The following is a 19158-nucleotide window of genomic DNA, read 5'->3' as shown; positions in this document are numbered from 1 at the left end:
TCATGAGCATGGTCGGCACCGTCATCTACTACCCGGAGGAATCGAGGCGCGATCCGGAGCCCATCGCTCCGACGCTGACCTCCATCAGCCAGTTGCTCTACGGCCAGGCTGCAGGCTCGGGCACCAACGTGGTCCAGCACCTGCTGCGCTGCAACGACTAGACGTTGTGTGGTCTGCTCGCCTTCATCCGCTCCTTGGGGATCGTCCACACACCCGCCTCGAAATCGACTTCCTCCCACTTGGCTTGGGTGAATTCGCTCTTTCGCACCATCGTCAGCAACATGAACTTGACCGCGAGACGCAGCGTCGCCGCGGATGAGACCTCCTCGAGCGCGTTGAAGTACTTGTGGATTTCCTCCGGAGAAAGGGCTCGGTCCCTGACTTTGAAGGCAGCAATGGCGCTCGGACGAATCGCCTCCGCAGGGTTTTCAATCCTCAACCCTCTCGCCTGGACGAAGCGGAAGATCTGCAGCACGATGTCCCGCGACTGGACTGCCGGCGCGGGCGCTCCTCGTTCCTTGATTTTTTCGCATCTCGCCATCAAGCGCGATGGCGTGATCTCTTCCAGTTTGAGACGGCCGAACTCCGTGGCCAGGTTGCGGTCATAGACGGCCCTGCGCATTGCGCGCGTCGACTCCGCCAGCTTGACTTCGGCGAAGTACTTTTCAGCCCATCCGCCAAACGTCACCCCCTCATTGGCCTCGACCCGTTTCTCCACCTTCGCGCGGGAGGGGCTGTCGCCCTGCTCGATAGCGCGCCGTGCATTGGCCAGGAGCAGGCGCGCTTCCGCAAGCGACACCAACATGCCGTACTCCAGGGTCGACGCCTCTCGCGGCTTCCTGGCCGCGAGCGTCGAATCGTACTGTCCGATCACCAGGGTTTCGCGGCGGCCATTGAGTCGGTAGTCGTAGCGAAAGCTGATGCTCCCCGTTCGCAGGACCGTTGCATACAGCCCTTGCTGGTCGGCGACCTTGTAGACCTTCTCAGATGGTCTCAGCGCCCGTAACTGCTTGTCAGTAATCATCTTTTCCTCCAACTTGATACCGTCAGTTGATACCGTCAGACCACTTGACGGTATCAAGGACGGTAGTTGGAGGATCAGTTCACCGATACCGTCACCGGTACCGACAGAACTGTCGGGCACCGGCGAAGCAGCATGGGACCAAGTGGGACGCTAACCTCTTGTCAGGACTGCGTTTCTCGGAAGAACCGACACGCCATGGGAAGTCCTGAAACGAGAGAAATTTACTCCCACTCAATCGTAGCAGGCGGTTTGCTGCTGACGTCGTAGGTGACGCGGTTGATGCCGCGGACTTCGTTGATGATGCGGCTGCTGACTTTCTTGAGGAGGGCGTAGGGCAGTTCGGCCCAGTCGGCGGTCATGAAGTCGCTGGTCTGGACGGCGCGGAGGGCCACGACGTAGTCGTAGGTGCGGCCATCGCCCATGACGCCCACGCTCTTGACGGGCAGGAAGACGGTGAAGGCCTGGCTGGTCAGGTCGTACCAGCTCTTGCCGCTGTTGTGGTCGATGCAGGCACGGAGCTCCTCGATGAAAATGGCATCGGCACGGCGCAGGAGGTCGGCGTATTCCTTGCGGACTTCACCGAGGATGCGCACACCGAGGCCCGGACCGGGGAAGGGGTGGCGGTAGACCATGTCATGGGGAAGGCCGAGCGCCACACCGAGTTCGCGGACTTCGTCCTTGAAAAGATCGCGCAGGGGTTCGAGGAGCTTGAGTCCGAGCTGCTCGGGGAGGCCGCCCACGTTGTGGTGGCTCTTGATGACAACGGCTTTCTTGCTCTTGGCACCACCGGATTCGATGACGTCGGGGTAGATGGTGCCCTGCGCCAGGAAGGTCGCGCCCTTGTGGCCGGTGCCGCTGGCCTTGAGCTTCTCGGCTTCGGACTTGAAGACATCGACGAAGAGGCGACCGATGATCTTGCGTTTTTGCTCGGGGTCAGAGACGCCGGCCAGGGCGTTCAGGAAGAGGTCGCTGGCATCGACACGGATGACTTTGGCCTGCAGCTTGCCGGAGAACATCTCCATGACCATGTCCCCTTCATTGAGACGCAGCAGGCCGTGGTCGACGAAGACGCAGGTGAGCTGGTCTCCGATGGCGCGGTGGATGAGGGCTGCCGCCACACTGGAATCGACACCGCCCGACAGGCCGAGGATGACTTCTTCGTCTCCGACCTGCGCGCGGATTGCCTTGACGGCTTCCTCGATATGGTCACGCATGATCCAGTCGGGTTCTGCGCCGCAGATGCCGAGCACAAAGCGCTCCAGCATGGCTCTGCCCTGCACGGTATGGGTGACTTCGGGATGAAACTGCACCGCGTAATAGCCGCGGGCTTCGTCAGCCATGCCGGCAATGGGGCAGCTCGGGGTGGATGCCATGAGGCTGAACCCCTCGGGCATGGCAGATACCTTGTCGCCATGGCTCATCCAGACCTTGAGCATGCCGTGGCCTTCGGGCGTGGTGAAGTCGGCCAGCGCATCGAGGAGCTTGGTGTGGCCATGCGCACGCACTTCGGCGTAGCCGAATTCGCGCTGGCGACCGCTTTCCACCTTGCCGCCCAGCTGCAGGGCCATGGTCTGCATACCGTAGCAGATGCCCAGCACCGGCACGCCAAGCTCGAACACGCCATCGGGCGCCTTGTCCGTGCTTTCCTCGTAGGCGCTGGCATGGCTGCCGGACAGGATCACGCCCTTGAGCTTGCCGTCGGAGGCAAATTCGCGCACCCATTCGCTGCTGACGTCACAGGGGTGCACTTCGCAGTAGACATGGGCTTCACGCACGCGGCGAGCGATCAGCTGGGTTACCTGGGAGCCGAAGTCGAGGATCAGAATCTTGTCATGCTGCATGGAGTGCTACCTGCAAGAAGGCGGAATGACCGCCAAAGATGGAGAGGATGGAAAAAATGCGGCCAGTGTCCGCCGGGCAGGCACTGGCCGTGTGTCGTGTCACGTCACGCGTGCAGAGAACGCTCAGTCTGCGCGGTAGTTGGGCGCTTCCTTGGTGATCTGCACATCATGCACATGGCTTTCACGAATGCCGGCTGCCGTGATCTGGACGAACTCGGCCTTGTTGCGCATGTCTTCGATGGTGCCGCATCCGCAATAGCCCATGCTTGCCCGCAGGCCGCCAGCCATCTGGTAGATGATGGCGACGACAGAGCCCTTGTAGGGAACGCGCCCTTCGATGCCTTCGGGAACCAGCTTGTCGGCGTTGGGGTTGCCGGTGCTGCTTTCCTGGAAGTAGCGATCGGCACTGCCCTGCTGCATGGCACCGATGGAGCCCATGCCGCGATAGCTCTTGTAGCTGCGGCCCTGGAAGAGGATGACCTCACCGGGAGCTTCCTCGGTGCCTGCAAACATGCCGCCCATCATGACGGTGCTGGCACCTGCCGCGATGGCCTTGGAGATGTCGCCGCTGAAGCGCACACCGCCATCGGCGATGAGGGGCACGCCCGTGCCGCGCAGTGCCGTGGCCACGTTGTCGATGGCCGTGACCTGGGGAACGCCCACGCCGGCGACGATGCGGGTGGTGCAGATCGAGCCGGGGCCGATGCCTACCTTGACGGCATCGGCTCCTGCTTCGACCAGGGCCTTGGCAGCTTCGCCGGTGGCGATGTTGCCGCCGATGACCTGCACCTGGGGATAGTGCTGCTTGACCCAGCGCACGCGCTCGATGACGCCATGGCTGTGACCGTGGGCCGTGTCGACCACCAGGGCATCGACCCCGGCCTTGACCAGGGCTTCCACCCGCTCTTCGGTCCCTGCACCGACACCGACGGCGGCGCCTACGAGCAGGCGGCCGTTCTCGTCACGGGCTGCATTGGGGAAGTTGGTCTGCTTGTTGATGTCCTTGACGAGGATGAGCCCCTTGAGCTCGAAGGCATCGTTGACGACCAGCAGGCGTTCGAGCTTGTGCCTGTGGAGCAGCTCCTTGGCGTCCTTGGGGGCGGTGCCCTCGGGAACGGTGATGAGTTTTTCGCGCTGGGTCATGATGTCGCGCACGGGCACATCAAGACGGGTCTCGAAGCGGATGTCGCGGTTGGTGACGATGCCTACCACTTTGCCGCCGTCGATCACGGGAAAGCCGGACACGCCCAGCTCGTCGGAGAGCTGCTTGACCTGCAGGACCGTGGTGTCGGGCGTGATGACCACGGGGTCCTTGAGAAGACCGCTTTCGTGGCGCTTGACCTTGGCGACCTGGGCTGCCTGCTCCTGGGCAGTCAGGTTCTTGTGCACGATGCCGATGCCGCCTTCCTGCGCCATGGCGATGGCCAGGCGGGCCTCGGTCACCGTGTCCATGGCAGCGGACACGAGGGGAAGATTGAGCGTGATGTCGCGGGTGAATTGGGTGCGGAGCGAAGTGTCCTTGGGCAACACTTGCGAATAGGCGGGCACCAGAAGAACGTCGTCAAATGTGAGCGCTTTGCCGAGCAGACGCATGGGGTATTCCTCCAAAAGAGAGATTGTACCTGTTGCAATTCGGTCTTGCCACCCGCGTGCAGAGCGCCGCTTGGCCGGGATGTGCCTTTGCCCGCCATCCGGAGGGCTACACTTGGGTCATCGCAAGAAGAAGACGAGGATGCGAATCAGCATGCAAAAGACACTCCACATCATGCGGCAGGGTTTTCTGGTCCTGGCGGCAAGCGCGGCCACGGGGGCCTTTGCCCAGTGGGCATGGATCGATCACGCAGGGCACAAGGTCTACAGTGACCGTCCGCCGCCATCGAGTGTGCCGGCTAAGAACATTCTGCGTCGCCCGGGCGCTGGCTCGCACGGCCTGCACACTGTCGTGTCCAGAACGGCTGCTTCGGCTGTTCCACATGCCGCTGCGTCCAAGCCGGCTGGCGGCAATGCGGAAGAGGAAGCCAGGAAAAAGGCTGCCGCCGAGAAGGAAGCCAAGGTCAAGGCCGACAACTGCCAGCGTGCGCAGAGCTATCGCAACACGCTGCAGTCCGGCTACCGCGTCTCCACGATGAATGCCAAGGGAGAACGCATCATCATGGATGACACCGCCAAGGCGGCCGAGCTCAAGCGGGCCGAAGAGGCCATTGCTGCCAACTGCAAGTGAGGCTCGCAGGAGGTGAGGCGCCAGCGCCCTCCTCTTGCCCGTGGCTTTCTCATTGCTTCAGCCCGAAAGGCCGAAAAGGTAAAGGCAGCATCCGATCTGGGTGTGCTGCACCGTCTCAGCTTGCGGCCATGGCTGCAAGCCGCTGCGAGACATAGGTGATGAGCTGGACGGCCAGAGCCGTCTTGGAAGCGCGAGGGAATTCGATCACTTCGTGATCCGAGACCAGCAGCAGGGCGTTGTCGTCCTTGCCGAAGGTGGCGGGGCCGATGTTGCCCACCAGCAGCGGCACTTGCTTGCGCAGCCGCTTGGCCTGTGCATGGCGCAGAAGGTCATGGCTCTCTGCGGCAAATCCCACACAGTACAGGCGCCCTGCCCTTGCCTGAGGGCTTTGGGCGATGGTGGCCAGAATGTCGGGATTCTCCACGAAGTGCAGGGTCGGGACCTGGGCCTGGGGATCCTTCTTGATCTTGGTGTCGGAAAACGTGGCAGGGCGCCAGTCGGCCACGGCTGCCGTGGCAACGAAGACACCCTGCTCCGGTACATGGGCCTGCACGGCATCGAGCATCTGCCGGGCTGTCTGCACCTGAACCCGCTGTACGCCCGCCGGTGTCGGGAGCTGCACAGGGCCAGCCACCAGCGTGACCTGCGCGCCTGCCCGCGCGGCTGCTGCGGCAATGGCAAACCCCATCTTGCCGCTGGAGTGATTGGTAATGCCGCGCACGGGGTCAATCGGCTCGAAAGTCGGGCCGGCAGTGACCAGCACCTGCACGCCTGCCAGCACCTTGGGAGTGAAGTGAGCCACCAGCGCTTCCAGGATCTGCTCCGGCTCCAGCATCCGGCCATCTCCGGTTTCTCCGCAGGCCTGCGGGCCACACCCCACCCCCAGCACCTGGGCTCCATCTGCCGCAATCTGGGCCACATTGCGTACCGTGGCAGGATGGGCCCACATTTCGCGGTTCATGGCGGGAGCCACCAGCAGGGGCTTGCCCGCCGGACGCGCCAGGCACGTGAGACTGACGAGTTCGTCGGATCGGCCCTGGGCCAGACGGGCGATGAAGTCTGCGCTGCAGGGAGCCAGCACGATGGCGTCCGCATCCCGTCCGAGGTGGATATGCGGCATGTGATCTGCACTGCGCGCATCCCATTGCGAAAGGATCACCGGCTGGCCGCTGAGGGCCTGCATGGTGACGGGGGTGATGAACTGCCCTGCAGCCTCGGTCATCATGACCTGCACCTGAGCGCCGGCCTTGACCAGCAGCCGGCAGAGCTCAGCCGACTTGTAGCAGGCAATGCCGCCGGTCAGACCCAGCAGAATGCGCCGTCCGTCCAGGGGGCGGCCATCTTCCGCAGGCAAAAGTGCGGCAGCGGACGGGGATGCGGGAGCAAGAACAGGCTCGGTATGCATGGGAAAGCGCCTCCTTATGCCGGCTGCCAGCTGGCCATGCCGTCGATGGCCATGGCATACCCCTGCACGCCCCATCCGCACATCACGGCCCGCGCAGCGGGGGAAATGTACGAATGGTGGCGGAAGGCCTCCCGCGCAAACACGTTGCTGATGTGCAGTTCCACCAGCGGGATGGACGTGCCCTTGATGGCATCGAGCAGCGCAACGCTGGTGTGCGTATAGGCCCCTGCATTGAGCACGACACCCACCAGTCGCCCGGCGGCATGGGCACGCCCGGCCTCGTGGATGGCATCGACCAGATCGCCTTCATGGTTGCTTTGCCGGAAGTCCAGCGTCCAGCCGTGCCGGGTACAGGCGGAAGCACAGAGACGCTCCACATCCGCCAGAGTGGCAGCGCCGTAGATGTCGGGTTCCCGCGAGCCCAGCAGGTTCAGATTGGGACCGTTGAGCACGAAAACGAGGGAAGAGGAGTCAGAGCTGGACATGGGAAACCAACAGAAAAGGCAAGGGGAAAATCACGAAAAGCGTACCACCAAAACCCGGAGAAACAGTTCACGCCCTCTCTCGTCCTGCATGTGAAAGGACACGTCCACCCGGCAGGCGCACCTCACGCAGGGGAGGAAGCATTCAGGACTGCAGTGCCGAGCCTGCCCCCGAGGCCAGGGCCTGATCGACTCCCCGATTGGCCAGTTCATCGGCTTTTTCGTTGCCGGGGATGCCTGCATGGCCCTTGACCCAATGCCACTCGATGCGGTGCGTGCCGTCGTGCACGAGCGCATCGAGCGCGCGCCACAGTTCGGCGTTCTTGACGGGCTGCTTGGCCGCTGTCTTCCAGCCTTTTTTCTTCCAGCCATGAATCCATTCGGTAATGCCCTGCCGGACATACTGGCTGTCGAGATAGATGGTGACGTGGCAGGGGCGCTTGAGCGCCGACAGGCCCTGAATCACCGCCATGAGCTCCATGCGGTTGTTGGTGGTGTTGAGCTCACCGCCGAAAAGTTCCTTGCTGTGCGGACCGCTCTGGAGCCATACACCCCATCCTCCCGGTCCCGGGTTGCCCTTGCAGGCCCCGTCGGTATACAGGGTCACGTGCTGCGTGCTTGTTTCTGTCATCTGAATGTCCGATTCCTCATGGAGTCATGTCCCGCCGCGCCGCTGGTCGACGCTGGGCCACGGGCATGCTGCCACGCGCCAGCTTGGCCAGCTTCCAGCGGGGCTGAATCATACGCACTCCGCGCACGCGCTTGACGGCCTGCAGGAAATACACACCTCCCAGAATGGGCCACCAGCGGTCCCCTGCCTTTTCCATCCAGCCCAGCCGGTCAAACCAGGTCTGGCTGTGCAGGCCCGGGCGATAGCAGCCGAAACGCCCCGCGTCGATGTCCAGATTGAGCAGGTGCAGCCAGTCCTGCAGACGGTGGTAGCCGATGAAGTCGTCCACATCCGGGATGAAGGGAGGGCCTTCCAGCCCGAGCCGATCCATGAACAGGTGGTGCCACTGCTGCACCCCCCACAGGCTCAGAGGGTTGAACCCGAAGATCAGCACCCGCCCTTCGGGCACGAGAACCCGGGCCACTTCGCGCAGCGTGGCATGGGCGTCGGCGCTGGCTTCCAGGGTATGGGGCAGGATGACCAGATCGAGGCTGTTCTCGGCAAACGGCAAGCTGGTCGGCTCCAGGAACAGATGCGGCGATGCGGCGCCTGCGGCTTGCATGCAGGCGGATACTTCGGCTGCGGAGGCCGCCTGAGGCGTTTCCAGCCCGGCGAGCCAGCGATGGCGCACCCTGCTGTTTCTGAGCAGCGGCAGATTCAGCGCCCCTATCTGCAGGGCCTGGTAGCCGAAGCAATCCGCCACGGCGCGATCGCCCTGGGAGAGCTCCCAATCCTGCAGACAACGGCCGGCCGGTGTCTGGAACCATTGTGCAAAATCTATAATCTGCGTCGACATGCATCGTCCGGCCTGAGGGCCACCCGCTCAACAATGAATCTGATTGCGCTTGCTGCGCTGACCGACAACTATATCTGGATACTGGAAGACACCCTATCCGCCTGGGTCGTGGATCCGGGGGATGCCGTGCCGGTGCTGGAGCACCTCGACCGGCACGGGCTCGTGCTGGGCGGCATCCTGGTCACGCATCACCATGCCGACCATGTGGGGGGCATCAATGCCCTGTGCAAGGCTCGCGCATCGGATGCCCCCCTGCTGTGCCTGCCCGCTGCCGATGGCGTGCCACAGGCAGCCTATGCCGCCTGGGCCCCGGAACGTGTGCGTCTGGTGCAGGAAGGGGATGTCATGACCTTCCCCGGATTTCAGGCACGGGTGCTGGATGTGCCGGGCCACACGGCTGGTCATGTGGCCTACGTCTGTACCTTCGATGCCTCTGCCTCCCGGACAGCAGCCCCTGTGCTGTTCTGCGGCGACACCCTGTTTTCAGCAGGATGCGGGCGGCTGTTCGAGGGCACCGCAGCCCAGATGCTTGCCTCTCTGCAGAAGCTGGCTGCCCTGCCTCCGGACACGCGGGTCTGTCCAGCCCACGAATACACCCTGGCCAACCTGCGCTTTGCGCGGGTGGTCGAGCCCGGCAATACCCTCTTGCTGGCCCATGCGCAAACCTGTGAGGCCCTGCGTGCCCAGGGTTTGCCCACCCTGCCTTCCACGGTGTCCCTGGAACGAGCCATCAACCCGTTTCTGCGCACCGGAGAACCCGAGGTTCTTCTCTCCATTCAACGGCATGCACATGCACCCGGGGCACAGCGCCCCGACGAGGTCTTTGCTGCTCTCAGGGCCTGGAAAGACCACTTCTGACCGCCCCTTTTCCCCGTAGTCTTCCCCATGCATTTCATCCGTCTGATGATCGTAGGTATTGCCATTGCCGTTCTGGCGGGCTGTGCCAGTGACAAGAACAATGGCTCCGTCGGCATCCGCATGTCCGACCTTTCTGCTGGAGCACTGTCCGGCCAGGGCGAAACGGCAGGACTGGCCGGTGGCTCCGGGCTGAGCGTTCCCACTGATCTGTGGGACCGCATTCGCCAGGGATTTGCCATTCCCGATCTCGATGACGATTTCGTGCGCACGCGGGAATCGTGGTATGCATCCCATCCCGAGCAGGTGGAGCGGCTCTTCACGCGTTCCAACAAATACCTCTACCACATCGTCGAGGAGCTCGAACGTCGCCACATGCCTACCGAGCTGGCCCTGCTGCCCTTTGTCGAAAGCTCCTTCAATCCCCAGGCCATCAGCAGCGCCAAGGCTGCCGGCATCTGGCAGTTCATTCCCAGCACCGGCAAGCACTATTCCCTGCGGCAGAACATGTTCCTGGATGATCGCCGCGATGTGCTGCGATCCACACGGGCAGCCCTCGATTACCTGCAGCGCCTCTACACCATGTTCGGTGACTGGCAGCTGGCACTGGCCGCCTACAACTGGGGCGAGGGCAATCTGCAGCGGGCCCTGCAGCGCAACCCGGGCGCCCGCTATCAGGATCTGAAGATGCCGCTCGAAACGCGCCAGTACGTGCCGCGCCTGCAGGCCATCAAGAACATCGTCCGCAATCCAGCCACCTTCAATGCCTCGCTGCCCAATGTGGCCAACCACCCCTATTTCGACCGTGTCGACATCAACCGCGACATCGACGTGTCCATGGTCGCCCAGCTCGCGGGCATCTCGGAGGACGATTTCCGCGCCCTCAACCCCGCGCTCAACAAGCCACTGGTCATCGCTTCGCTGACGCCTCGCATTCTGCTGCCCTGGAAGAACGTGGATGCGTTCCGCCAGAACCTGGCCCAGGCTGGCAGCAGGTCCCTGTCGAGCTGGACGGTGTGGACCGTGCCCAGCAACATGACGGTGGCACAGGCGGCCAAGTCCAGCGGTGTGGATGAAGGCGTGCTGCGCTCGGTGAACCGCATTCCTCCGCGCATGATGGTCAAGGGCGGCTCCACCCTGCTCGTGCCCCGCACCGAAGGACAGACATCGGACATTTCCAGTCTGGTGGCCCAGACCGGAAGCCTCAGTTTCACGCCCGAAATCGTGCTGGTGCGCGGCACCATCAAGGCCCGCAGGGGAGACACGCTCGGCTCCTTTGCCGCACGCTACGGCCTGCCGCCTGAAAACGTCGCCGCCTGGAATCACACCGATCTCCGCGCCCCCCTGTACGACAACCAGCCCGTGGTGGTGAATGTGCCGCGTGCACAGCTCAATCGCCTGCAGAAGCAGGAACGCGAGGAACAGGCGGAGGCTGCCCGCGAGGCACGCAAGGCCCAGATGGAAGCCGAGCAGGCGCGGCGCAAAGCCCGCCTCGAAGCCCAGCGCGAGGAAGAGGATGCACGCCGTGCCCGTCGCCGCCGTACCGCTGCCTCCCGAAACGAGGAACAGGACACCGAAGCGCCCACCCGCACCCGGCAGCTCACCAAGCAGCGCCGGCATCCGGCCGACACCCAGGACGACGAGGACACCGCCAAGAAACCGGTGCACGGCAAGACCCGTTCCAAGGCGGGACGCGACACTGCGGACGAACAGGACACCGCACCGGCCAAGGGTTCCCGCAAGGACCGACGCAGCCGCAAGGACGCAGCGACAGAACAGGCACCCACATCCACTTCCCGCAAGGGCAAACAGGCCACTGCCGGACACGGCAAGGCACAGGCCACCGAGGAAGAGGACAACAGCCACGATCGACGCAATGGCGTGAAGAACCGCAAAGGCAGCGCTCTTGCAGCTCAGCGTGGCCGTCAGACCGATGAGGAAGATGACGCCAAGACCTCCCGCAAGTCTGCAGCCAAGGCGGCAGACCGCCGCAGGAAGTCCCGTGCAACAGAGGACGATGCCGAAGCTCCCGCACCCAGCAGCACCCGCCGCAAGGCCGTGAACAAGAAGGAAGCCGACAAGGCGGCGGCTGCCGACTCCCGCTCGCAGACAGGCAAGCGCCGCACTGCAGGCAAAGACAGGGAGGACGAAGACGCCCGCGATACAGGCAAGGCCAAGTCCCGCACCGCCAAGGCAGCCGGGCGCAAGGCACGCGCCGAAGAGGAAGACGCACCTTCTGCCAAATCCAGAAAAGCCACGGCGACCAAGTCGGCCACCAAGGACAGGCGCGCCAGTGAAGACCGGACATCCTCCGACGATGCCCACAAGAACAAGAAGGGGCCCAAGGCCCGCAAGCGCAGCACTGCAGACGATTGAGCAGCCAGCGGCACGGAAGGACCAAGCCCCTTCAGCCTCTGCGGTGCAGCGATGCTCTACGGCTCATGCGTCCATCCGCAGCGGAGAGGGGCACACCAAGGCACACCGAGAGCGTCTGTGCCTCTCGACTCGCTGTTCCGCGCGGGCTGTACACGCTGGCAGCCAGCCGGGCCAAGGAGCCGGCCCTTCTGCCACAGCAGAAGGCTATCGCTGCAGCACCCCCGTTGCCAGAGGGTCCAGAGTCTCCAGAATGACCGCCAGATGGCGCTCCAGGGCCCCCCTCCGGCGCTCCACTTCGGCCAGCTGCTCGGGAGCTGGCTCGCGCAGCGGATCGGCCCATACGGGCCTGGGAAAATGGCTGTCCCACTCGAAGCGCGCAATCGCGTGCCAATGCAGATGCGGCACCACATTGCCCAGTGTCGCCAGATTCATCTTGCAAGGCTGCAGGTGCTCGCGCATGGCCTTCTCGATCTGGGTAAGCGCTTCCATGGCCTCCATGCGCTCCGTGTGATCGAGATCGCTCCACTCTTCCACATGGCGATTCCAGATCAGGCGATAGAACCCCGGGAATCCCTTTTCCTCGGCGTGCACCAGCCTCCAGCGCGCCCCCTGCCACACCACCTCTCCTCCTGCTGACGCACACAGTGGGCAGGACACGGTTTCAGAACAGACGGGGGCAGAAACGTCAGGCATTCAGGGGTCTCCTTTTTCAGGCGCGGGCTCATACAAACGGATGCATTCCCTTCCGGTCAGAAGAGGCACAATCGCCACATGCTTCGATGGTGTGCCTGTGTCGCCTTCCGGCCAAGTCGGGTGTCCTGCCATCATGCCATGCCCTGAAGCCCCGCTGCATTCGGCCTCCGCTCGCCTTCCTTCCATGTCGTCCACGAACTTCTCTTCCCCTGCCCTGCATCCTGTTCCCTCTGTGCACCGCCGTACCTGGCATCGGCTGGCGGTGGCAGGGGTGATGTGGGCTCTGGGCATGACGGGCTGTTCGGCCAACTGGGCCGGCGAGCATACCCTGCATGTCGATGGAGGCAAGCTGCAGCAGAAACTCAATGACCGTTTTCCCATGCACAAAGAGGCACTGGGGCTGTTTGCCGTGACACTCAGCCAGCCCAGGCTGCACTTCGATGCGCCCAACAACCGACTCGGAACCGAGCTGGTGGTCGATGTTCCTTCCGCCGGAGGCTGGTTGCCAGCCATCCATGGCACGGCCCTGGTGACCTATGGTCTGCGCTTCGACGCCACCGACTACAGCGTGCGCATGACACAGGTGCATGTGCAGGCACTCGATCTGCGGCAAGGCGGCGCACCCGCCAATCCCCAGCTGGGCCGCGCCCTGGTGGCCATGGGAGAACGCGCGTTCAACGACTATCCCATCTACCGCTTTTCGGCCTCGGATCTGGCCAAGGCCAGGCAGTACCACTACCTGCCCAAGACCATCGCAGTGCGTCACGATGGGCTCGATGTCACTCTTGCCCCTGCTCCCTGAGGGTCGTTTCATTCCCCTTTTCGCTCCAGTCTGAGCGGTTGATCGCACCGTCTGTTGCCCTGCCATGTCCCTGCCGGAAACATGGCCCGATGCAGCTGCGACAATGCAGGCAAGCGGAGCCACAGCATGGCTGCCGCACATCATGACCCGCATGGAGGAATGTGCATGTCGAGCTTCTGGGATCAGAACTACAGTCAGGCAGAAGGATACAAATACGGCGAGACGCCCAATGCGTTTCTGGTGCAGGAAGCCCATCGCCTGGCTCGTCCAGGCTGTGTGCTGGTGCCTGGAGATGGAGAGGGTCGCAATGGAGTATGGCTGGCCGAGCAGGGCTTCGAGGTTCACACGCTTGATGGATCCGGGGTGGGCGTAGCCAAGGCGCGCGCACTCGCCGAACGGCGTGGCGTTTCCCTGGATGCCCAGCAGGTCGATCTGGCCGAATGGGAACCTGCCCCTGCGGGGTTTACCGGCGCAGCCATCATCTATCTGCATCTGCCGCCTGCGCTGCGTGTGGCCGTGCACCACAAGGTAGTGCGTGCCCTGCAGCCTGGAGGCATCCTCATTCTGGAAACCTTCCATTCCCGCCAGCTCGAATTTCACAGCGGCGGCCCCAAGGATCCGGACATGCTGTACACCCTGGACATGCTGCGTGCGGACTTTGCGGACGGCATGGAAGAACTCCTGGGACAGGAGTGCGACACCACCCTGACCGAAGGCGCAGGGCATGAAGGACATGCCTTCGTGACCCGCTGGATCGGTCGCCGGCTCGCCTGAATGCCTGAGATGCTAGGCCCCGCTGCCATGCCCAGCCACAACAACGGGAAAATGGCACAGAGGTAGTAGTTTCCAGAAGGGAAGAAATAGCACCTTTCCTATAATCGGTGGATGCCTACTTCAGACCTTTCCTCTCTGCCATCTTCTCGTCCCGCGCATGGCAGCGATTTGCAATGTGTGCGCTATGTCGATTCGCGCCAGCAGGAAGATAACGAACTGGACGTGATGCAGATTGCAGATGCCCTGCTCTCCTCCTGGCGCACCTGGACGGCTGGAATGGTGGTAGGGGCCTGCCTGGGGGTGGGTGCCGGATTTCTGCTGCCCCCCAAATACGAGGCGCATGGCGTGCTGCAGCTTGCGCAATCCGACAACCTGCTCGAAAGCGTGCCAGATACCATGGCCCGCCTGCAGTCGTTCTCCTTTCGTGCCAGAGTGGTCGACCGCCTGATTCATGGCGGCACACTGGGAGAATCTGACCGTCTGAAGTGGCTCAAGCAACTGGGGCAGAAAGCCATCTTCACCCCCGTCAAGGACGCCAAGTACATCGAAGTCACCATTCAGGCCCCCTCCCCCACGCTGGGCCTGGCTGTCATCAATCAGGTCGCATCCGTTCTGACCGAACAGCAGAATGTGCTTCTGACGCAGCGCCGGCATCAGATCCAGGCGTATATCCATGACGCGCAGGCCATGGTCAGCAGTCTGGATGTCCAGAACAAGACAGCCGCTTCTTCCACTCATGCACTTTCCGCCACGGATATGGCTCTGCAGGCAGTGGCCCGCTCGGCCAACGCCACGGCCTATGCCATGGCCAAGCAAAAGCTCATGGAGCAGCAGGCTCTGCTGATGCCTCCCACCACCCGTCCTGCCGGATTGATAGAACCCGCAGGCGTATCCCCTCAGCCTGTCGGGCTCTCCAAGGGCGTGCTGGGGTTCCTGGGAGCCTTGGTGGGCGGTGCCCTGGCAGCCGGGTATGGATTTCTCTCGACCAGCTGGAAGCGCTACCAGGCAGGCAAGCAGGCGCAGTGATGCAGTTCATGCGCTGAACTGCAGAAGAAGGCGGTGTGCTGTCCGATCCACGCTGCCATGCCTTCATTCATGCCGCTACTGCTGTGAATCTGCGCCTCTGAATGCGCACTGCCAGTCTGCAGCAGGGCAGCGCTTTCAGGGTAGTGGGAAGGTCACAGGGCTCGACCTTTCCCACTGCTGCATCATCGGGCGCAGCCGTCAGACCAGCACCCGCTCGATGCCCCCTGCATTGGCGGCATTGACGTAGTCCTTCATCCAGCCCTCACCCAGGATCTGGCGCGCCATTTCCACCACGATGTAGTCCGTTTCCATGAGACCGTGCGGCAGGTCTTCGCCGTAGCGGCTCAGCCCCTGGAAGCAGCTCGGGCAGGTGGTGAGCATCTTGACCTTCTGCTCGCCATGCTTGCCACGGGGCAGCGACAGGCCATTTTCGGTCTGGAGCTTTCGGAGCTGGTCGGCATTCTTGCGGATTTCCTCCGTTTTGCGGAAGCGCACCTGCGTCGAAATGTCGGGTCGGCTCACGCCCAGCGTGCCCGATTCCCCGCAGCAGCGGTCGCTGCGGATGACGGCATCGCCCAGGAGGCCCTTGACCGTCTTCATGGGGTCCTGCTGCTTGAGCGGCGTATGGCAGGGGTCATGGTAGAGGTAGCCTTCGGGGCGAGGCAGGGTGATGCCCTTTTCGAGCAGGAACTCGTGGATGTCGATGATGCGGCATCCGGGGAAGATCTTGTCGAAGTGGTAATCCTGCAGCTGGTCATAGCAGGTACCGCAGCTCACGACCACGGTCTTGATGTCGAGGTAGTTGAGCGTGGTGGCCACGCGGTGGAACAGCACGCGGTTGTCGGTGATCATCTTCTCGGCCACATCGTACTGCCCTGCCCCGCGCTGCGGGTAGCCGCAGCAGACATATCCTGGGGGCAGCACAGTCTGCACGCCGGCATGCCAGAGCATGGCCTGGGTAGCCAATCCCACCTGGCTGAAGAGCCGCTCGGACCCACAGCCCGGGAAATAGAACACGGCTTCGCTGTCCACCGTGGTATGTCCGGGATCACGAATGACGGGGACGTACTGACGATCCTGGATGTCGAGGAGCGCGCGTGCCGTCTTGGTCGGGAGTCCGCCGGGCAGCTTCTTGTTGACGAAGTGAACGATTTCTTCCTTGAGCGGTGCAGAGCCCACGGTGGCGGGTGGATGGGCCGTCTGGTGCCGTCCGGCCACGCGGAACATGTCCACCGCCGCACGCTGGGCCTTGAAGCCGATGTTGACCATGCCTGTGCGCAGCAGGTTGATGCGCGAAGGTTCGGTGGCGTTGAGCATGGTCATGGCCAGGGCCTTGCCCGGACGGAAGCTCTGCTTGTCCATCTTGCGCAGGAGATTGCGCATGTTCATGCTGACATCGCCGAAGTCGATGTCCACCGGACACGGAGCGAAGCACTTGTGGCAGACGGTGCAATGCTCGCCCACATCCTCGAATTCCTGCCAGTGTCGCACGCTGACGCCACGGCGGGTCTGCTCTTCGTACAGGAAGGCTTCGGCGAGCAGGGATACCGAGAGAATCTTGTTGCGGGGGCTATAGAGCAGGTTGGCGCGCGGGACGTGGGTCGCGCACACCGGCTTGCACTTGCCACAGCGCAGGCAGTCCTTGACGCTGTCGACGATCGAGCCGAGATCGCTCTGCTGCATGATGATCGACTCGTGCCCCATGAGGCCGAAGCTCGGGGTATACGCATTGGTGAGGTCGGCAAGCGCCGTGGTGCCTGCGTAAACGGCACGCTGCTTCTCGCTCATCACCACCGGCCGCAGAAGCTTGCCGCGGTTGAAGCGCCCCTCGGGATCGATCCTGGCCTTGTAGGCGGCAAACGGAGCCAGCTCGGCATCGCTGAGGAATTCGAGCTTGGTGATGCCGATACCGTGCTCGCCGGAGATCACCCCGTCCAGACTGCGTGCGAGCGCCATGATGCGCTTGACGGCCTCGTGGGCGAGCTGCAGCATCTCGTAGTCGTCGCTGTTGACGGGGATGTTGGTATGCACGTTGCCGTCACCGGCATGCATGTGCAGGGCCACCCAGACCTTGCCCTTGAGCACCTTCCTGTGCACATCCTGCACGGCTTCCAGCAGGGAACGGTAGGCGCTGCCCACAAAGATGCCCCGGAGCGGGTTGCGGAGCTGGATCTTCCAGCTCGCACGCAGGCTGTGGTCCTGCAGCCGCTCGAAGTACTCGTCCAGGTGGTCATACCAGGTCTGCCACTGGGCCTTGACCTGGGCGATGAGCTCCCGGGCACTCGCCACGCGGGCCGCCAGTTCTTCGGGGGTATCGAGCTCGACGATGTCCTCTTCGACCGACACCTTGCCCAGCGGCAGCTGCGGCTGGCTGAAGAAGGCAAGCAGTTCGTCGCACAGATGCAGCTTGTTGCGCAGGCTCAGCTCGATGTTGATGCGCTCGATGCCGTCGGTGTATTCGGCCATGCGGGGCAGCGGAATCACCACGTCCTCGTTGATCTTGAAGGCGTTGGTGTGGCGGCTGATGGCTGCCGTGCGCTTGCGGTCGGCCCAGAACTTCTTGGCAGCCTCGGGTGTCGTGGCAATGAAGCCCTCGCCACTGCGGCTGTTGGCGATGCGCACCACCTCGCTCGTGGCACGGGCCACGGCGTCGGGGTCATCTCCCACGATGTCGCCGATGAGCACCATCTTGGGCAACCCGCTGCCTCCGAGTTCGCCGCTGGCGCCGCGCTTGCTCTTGGTGGCATAGCCCACCGCCTTGAGATAGCGGTCGTCGAGATGTTCGAGGCCCGCAAGCAGCACCCCGGTGCGCTTGCGCTCGGCAAACATGAAGTCGCGGATTTCCACGATGCTTGGCACTGCCAGCTTGGCGCTGCCGAAGAATTCGAGACAGACGGTGCGGCTGTGGCTCGGCATGCGGTGCACCACCCAGCGTGCGCTGGTGATGAGACCGTCACAGCCTTCCTTCTGCACGCCCGGCAGACCGCTGAGGAACTTGTCCGTCACATCCTTGCCCAGTCCTTCCTTGCGGAAGGTGGAGCCGGGAATGTCGAGCCGCTCGGTCCGGATCGGCGTCTTGCCGTCGGCTTCGAAGTAGCGCAGCTCGAAGCTGACCAGGTCCACGTCATGGATCTTGCCGAAGTTGTGCTGCAGACGATGCACTTCCAGCCACTGCGCGTCCGGTGTCACCATGCGCCAGCTCGCGAGGTTATCGAGTGCGGTACCCCAGAGCACAGCCTTCTTGCCCCCCGCGTTCATCGCGATGTTGCCTCCGATGCACGAGGCTTCGATGCTGGTGGGATCGACTGCGAACACATAACCCGCACGCTCGGCAGCCTCGGCCACGCGAATGGTCACGACGCCCGCTTCGCTCCACACGGTGGGCACGGGATGGTCGAGTCCGGGCAGCTGCACCATTTCGACCTCGCTGAGGTGGTCGAGCTTTTCAGTGTTGATCACGGCGCTCTGCCAGGCCAGCGGAATGGCGCCTCCCGTGTAGCCGGTGCCGCCGCCGCGCGGAACGATGGTGAGGCCCAGCTCGACGCAGCCCTTCACCAGCTCGGCCATCTCGGCCTCGGTGTCGGGCGTGAGCACGACGAACGGATACTCGACCCGCCAGTCGGTGGCGTCGGTGACATGGCTCACGCGGCTGAGCGCGTCGAACTTGATGTTGTCCTGACGGGTATGCTTGCCCAGACGGCGCTGGATCCGGTGGCGCAGATCGAGCGTGACGCCGAAGGACCGCTCGAAGCTGTTCACCGCCTCATTGGCCTGGGCGAGCACCTCGCCGACCGCCTCGTCACGGGCCTTGTCCACGCTGGCGTTGCGGCGCTTGTCGATTTCGCGCAGACGATGGCGCATGGCCTCGACCAGCAGTGCACGGCGCTTGGGATTGTCGAGCAGGTCGTCCTGCACATAGGGGTTGCGCTTGATGACCCACATGTCACCCAGCACTTCGTAGAGCATGCGAGCGGAACGCCCCGTGTCCCGCTCGTCGCGCAGCACGCTCAGAAGGTCCCAGCACCGCTTGCCCAGCAGACGTTCCACGATCTCGGCATCGGAGAAGCTGGTGTAGTTGTAGGGAATTTCACGGATGCGCTGGCTGGCGGGCATAGCCGCCAGCAGGTGGTTACGGAGTGCGGGAGCGTTCATGGATGTGTCTAACCTCGACTGCGCGCCATTCTGGTGCGGCA

The 19158-nt window shown here is 63.4% G+C and carries 15 protein-coding genes and 1 pseudogene; 7 read left to right on the top strand and 9 right to left on the bottom strand.

The genetic code is table 11. The annotated features are described in order from the left end of the window. Positions 1-2 precede the first annotated feature (2 nt). Positions 3-161 carry a hypothetical protein gene (locus ACP2WS_RS01170; protein WP_374493813.1) on the top strand — a complete coding sequence of 53 codons (159 nt, stop codon included), beginning with the start codon at positions 3-5 and terminating at the stop codon, positions 159-161. On the opposite strand, the pseudogene ACP2WS_RS01165 reads toward ACP2WS_RS01170, so the two are convergent. The 3 genes and pseudogenes from ACP2WS_RS01165 to guaB all read right to left on the bottom strand — a co-directional run. Beyond that, positions 161-1024, bottom strand: a pseudogene (locus tag ACP2WS_RS01165) (tyrosine-type recombinase/integrase); the annotation flags it as partial. The gene ACP2WS_RS01170 and the pseudogene ACP2WS_RS01165 overlap by 1 nt on opposite strands. A gap of 221 nt (positions 1025-1245) precedes the next feature. After that, positions 1246-2865, bottom strand: coding sequence for a glutamine-hydrolyzing GMP synthase (gene guaA, locus ACP2WS_RS01160; protein ID WP_426459100.1), 1620 nt, complete (start codon positions 2863-2865; stop codon positions 1246-1248). Between the two features lie 123 nt (positions 2866-2988). Beyond that, a complete protein-coding gene (guaB, locus tag ACP2WS_RS01155; protein WP_374493817.1) occupies positions 2989-4458 on the bottom strand; it encodes an IMP dehydrogenase in 1470 nt (489 codons plus the stop codon). Between the two features lie 151 nt (positions 4459-4609). On the opposite strand from guaB, the gene ACP2WS_RS01150 reads away from it, so the two are divergent. Further along, positions 4610-5086 (top strand): DUF4124 domain-containing protein, encoded by a 477-nt coding sequence (locus ACP2WS_RS01150; protein ID WP_374493818.1) that lies wholly within the window; start codon positions 4610-4612, stop codon positions 5084-5086. 115 nt (positions 5087-5201) lie between these two features. Here the strand turns inward: ACP2WS_RS01150 and coaBC are convergent, their stop codons facing one another. From coaBC to ACP2WS_RS01130, 4 genes are all read right to left on the bottom strand, one after another. After that, the gene (coaBC, locus tag ACP2WS_RS01145) at positions 5202-6491 is read right to left on the bottom strand and encodes a bifunctional phosphopantothenoylcysteine decarboxylase/phosphopantothenate--cysteine ligase CoaBC (protein ID WP_426459098.1); all 1290 of its coding nucleotides are present in this window, start codon (positions 6489-6491) and stop codon (positions 5202-5204) included. 14 nt (positions 6492-6505) lie between these two features. After that, positions 6506-6976 (bottom strand): type II 3-dehydroquinate dehydratase, encoded by a 471-nt coding sequence (gene aroQ, locus ACP2WS_RS01140; RefSeq protein WP_426459097.1) that lies wholly within the window; start codon positions 6974-6976, stop codon positions 6506-6508. Positions 6977-7118: 142 nt separating this feature from the next. Then, positions 7119-7604 (bottom strand): ribonuclease HI, encoded by a 486-nt coding sequence (rnhA, locus tag ACP2WS_RS01135; protein ID WP_426459095.1) that lies wholly within the window; start codon positions 7602-7604, stop codon positions 7119-7121. A 16-nt stretch (positions 7605-7620) separates the two neighbouring features. Beyond that, complete coding sequence (locus tag ACP2WS_RS01130; RefSeq protein ID WP_426459094.1) at positions 7621-8439, bottom strand: class I SAM-dependent methyltransferase; 819 nt, start codon at positions 8437-8439, stop codon at positions 7621-7623. A 33-nt stretch (positions 8440-8472) separates the two neighbouring features. Between ACP2WS_RS01130 and gloB the strand changes: the two genes are divergently transcribed. Both gloB and ACP2WS_RS01120 read left to right on the top strand, forming a co-directional pair. Beyond that, the gene (gloB, locus tag ACP2WS_RS01125; RefSeq protein ID WP_426459093.1) at positions 8473-9297 is read left to right on the top strand and encodes a hydroxyacylglutathione hydrolase; all 825 of its coding nucleotides are present in this window, start codon (positions 8473-8475) and stop codon (positions 9295-9297) included. 27 nt (positions 9298-9324) lie between these two features. Beyond that, positions 9325-11670, top strand: a complete 2346-nt coding sequence (locus ACP2WS_RS01120) for a transglycosylase SLT domain-containing protein (protein WP_426459092.1) — start codon at positions 9325-9327, stop codon at positions 11668-11670. A 204-nt stretch (positions 11671-11874) separates the two neighbouring features. Here ACP2WS_RS01120 and ACP2WS_RS01115 read toward each other — a convergent pair whose 3' ends face one another. Beyond that, on the bottom strand, positions 11875-12363 hold the full coding sequence (locus tag ACP2WS_RS01115) for an HIT family protein (RefSeq protein ID WP_426459090.1): 489 nt from the start codon (positions 12361-12363) through the stop codon (positions 11875-11877). Positions 12364-12547: 184 nt separating this feature from the next. Between ACP2WS_RS01115 and ACP2WS_RS01110 the strand changes: the two genes are divergently transcribed. The 3 genes from ACP2WS_RS01110 to ACP2WS_RS01100 all read left to right on the top strand — a co-directional run bounded on the left by ACP2WS_RS01110 (position 12548) and on the right by ACP2WS_RS01100 (position 14965). After that, positions 12548-13165 carry a YceB family lipoprotein gene (locus ACP2WS_RS01110; protein WP_426459088.1) on the top strand — a complete coding sequence of 206 codons (618 nt, stop codon included), beginning with the start codon at positions 12548-12550 and terminating at the stop codon, positions 13163-13165. Between the two features lie 165 nt (positions 13166-13330). Beyond that, on the top strand, positions 13331-13939 hold the full coding sequence (locus tag ACP2WS_RS01105; RefSeq protein WP_426459087.1) for a class I SAM-dependent methyltransferase: 609 nt from the start codon (positions 13331-13333) through the stop codon (positions 13937-13939). A 111-nt stretch (positions 13940-14050) separates the two neighbouring features. Then, on the top strand, positions 14051-14965 hold the full coding sequence (locus ACP2WS_RS01100) for a Wzz/FepE/Etk N-terminal domain-containing protein (RefSeq protein WP_426459086.1): 915 nt from the start codon (positions 14051-14053) through the stop codon (positions 14963-14965). 198 nt (positions 14966-15163) lie between these two features. On the opposite strand, the gene ACP2WS_RS01095 is transcribed toward ACP2WS_RS01100, so the two are convergent. Continuing rightward, positions 15164-19117: a DUF3683 domain-containing protein gene (locus ACP2WS_RS01095; RefSeq protein WP_426459085.1), complete on the bottom strand. Its 3954-nt coding sequence runs from the start codon at positions 19115-19117 to the stop codon at positions 15164-15166. Between the last annotated feature and the right edge of the window lie 41 nt (positions 19118-19158).

The organism is Brachymonas moutaii (nom. illeg.) (assembly GCF_049977365.1).
GTDB lineage: Bacteria > Pseudomonadota > Gammaproteobacteria > Burkholderiales > Burkholderiaceae_C > Brachymonas.
This window is presented reverse-complemented; position numbering and strand designations above follow the sequence as displayed.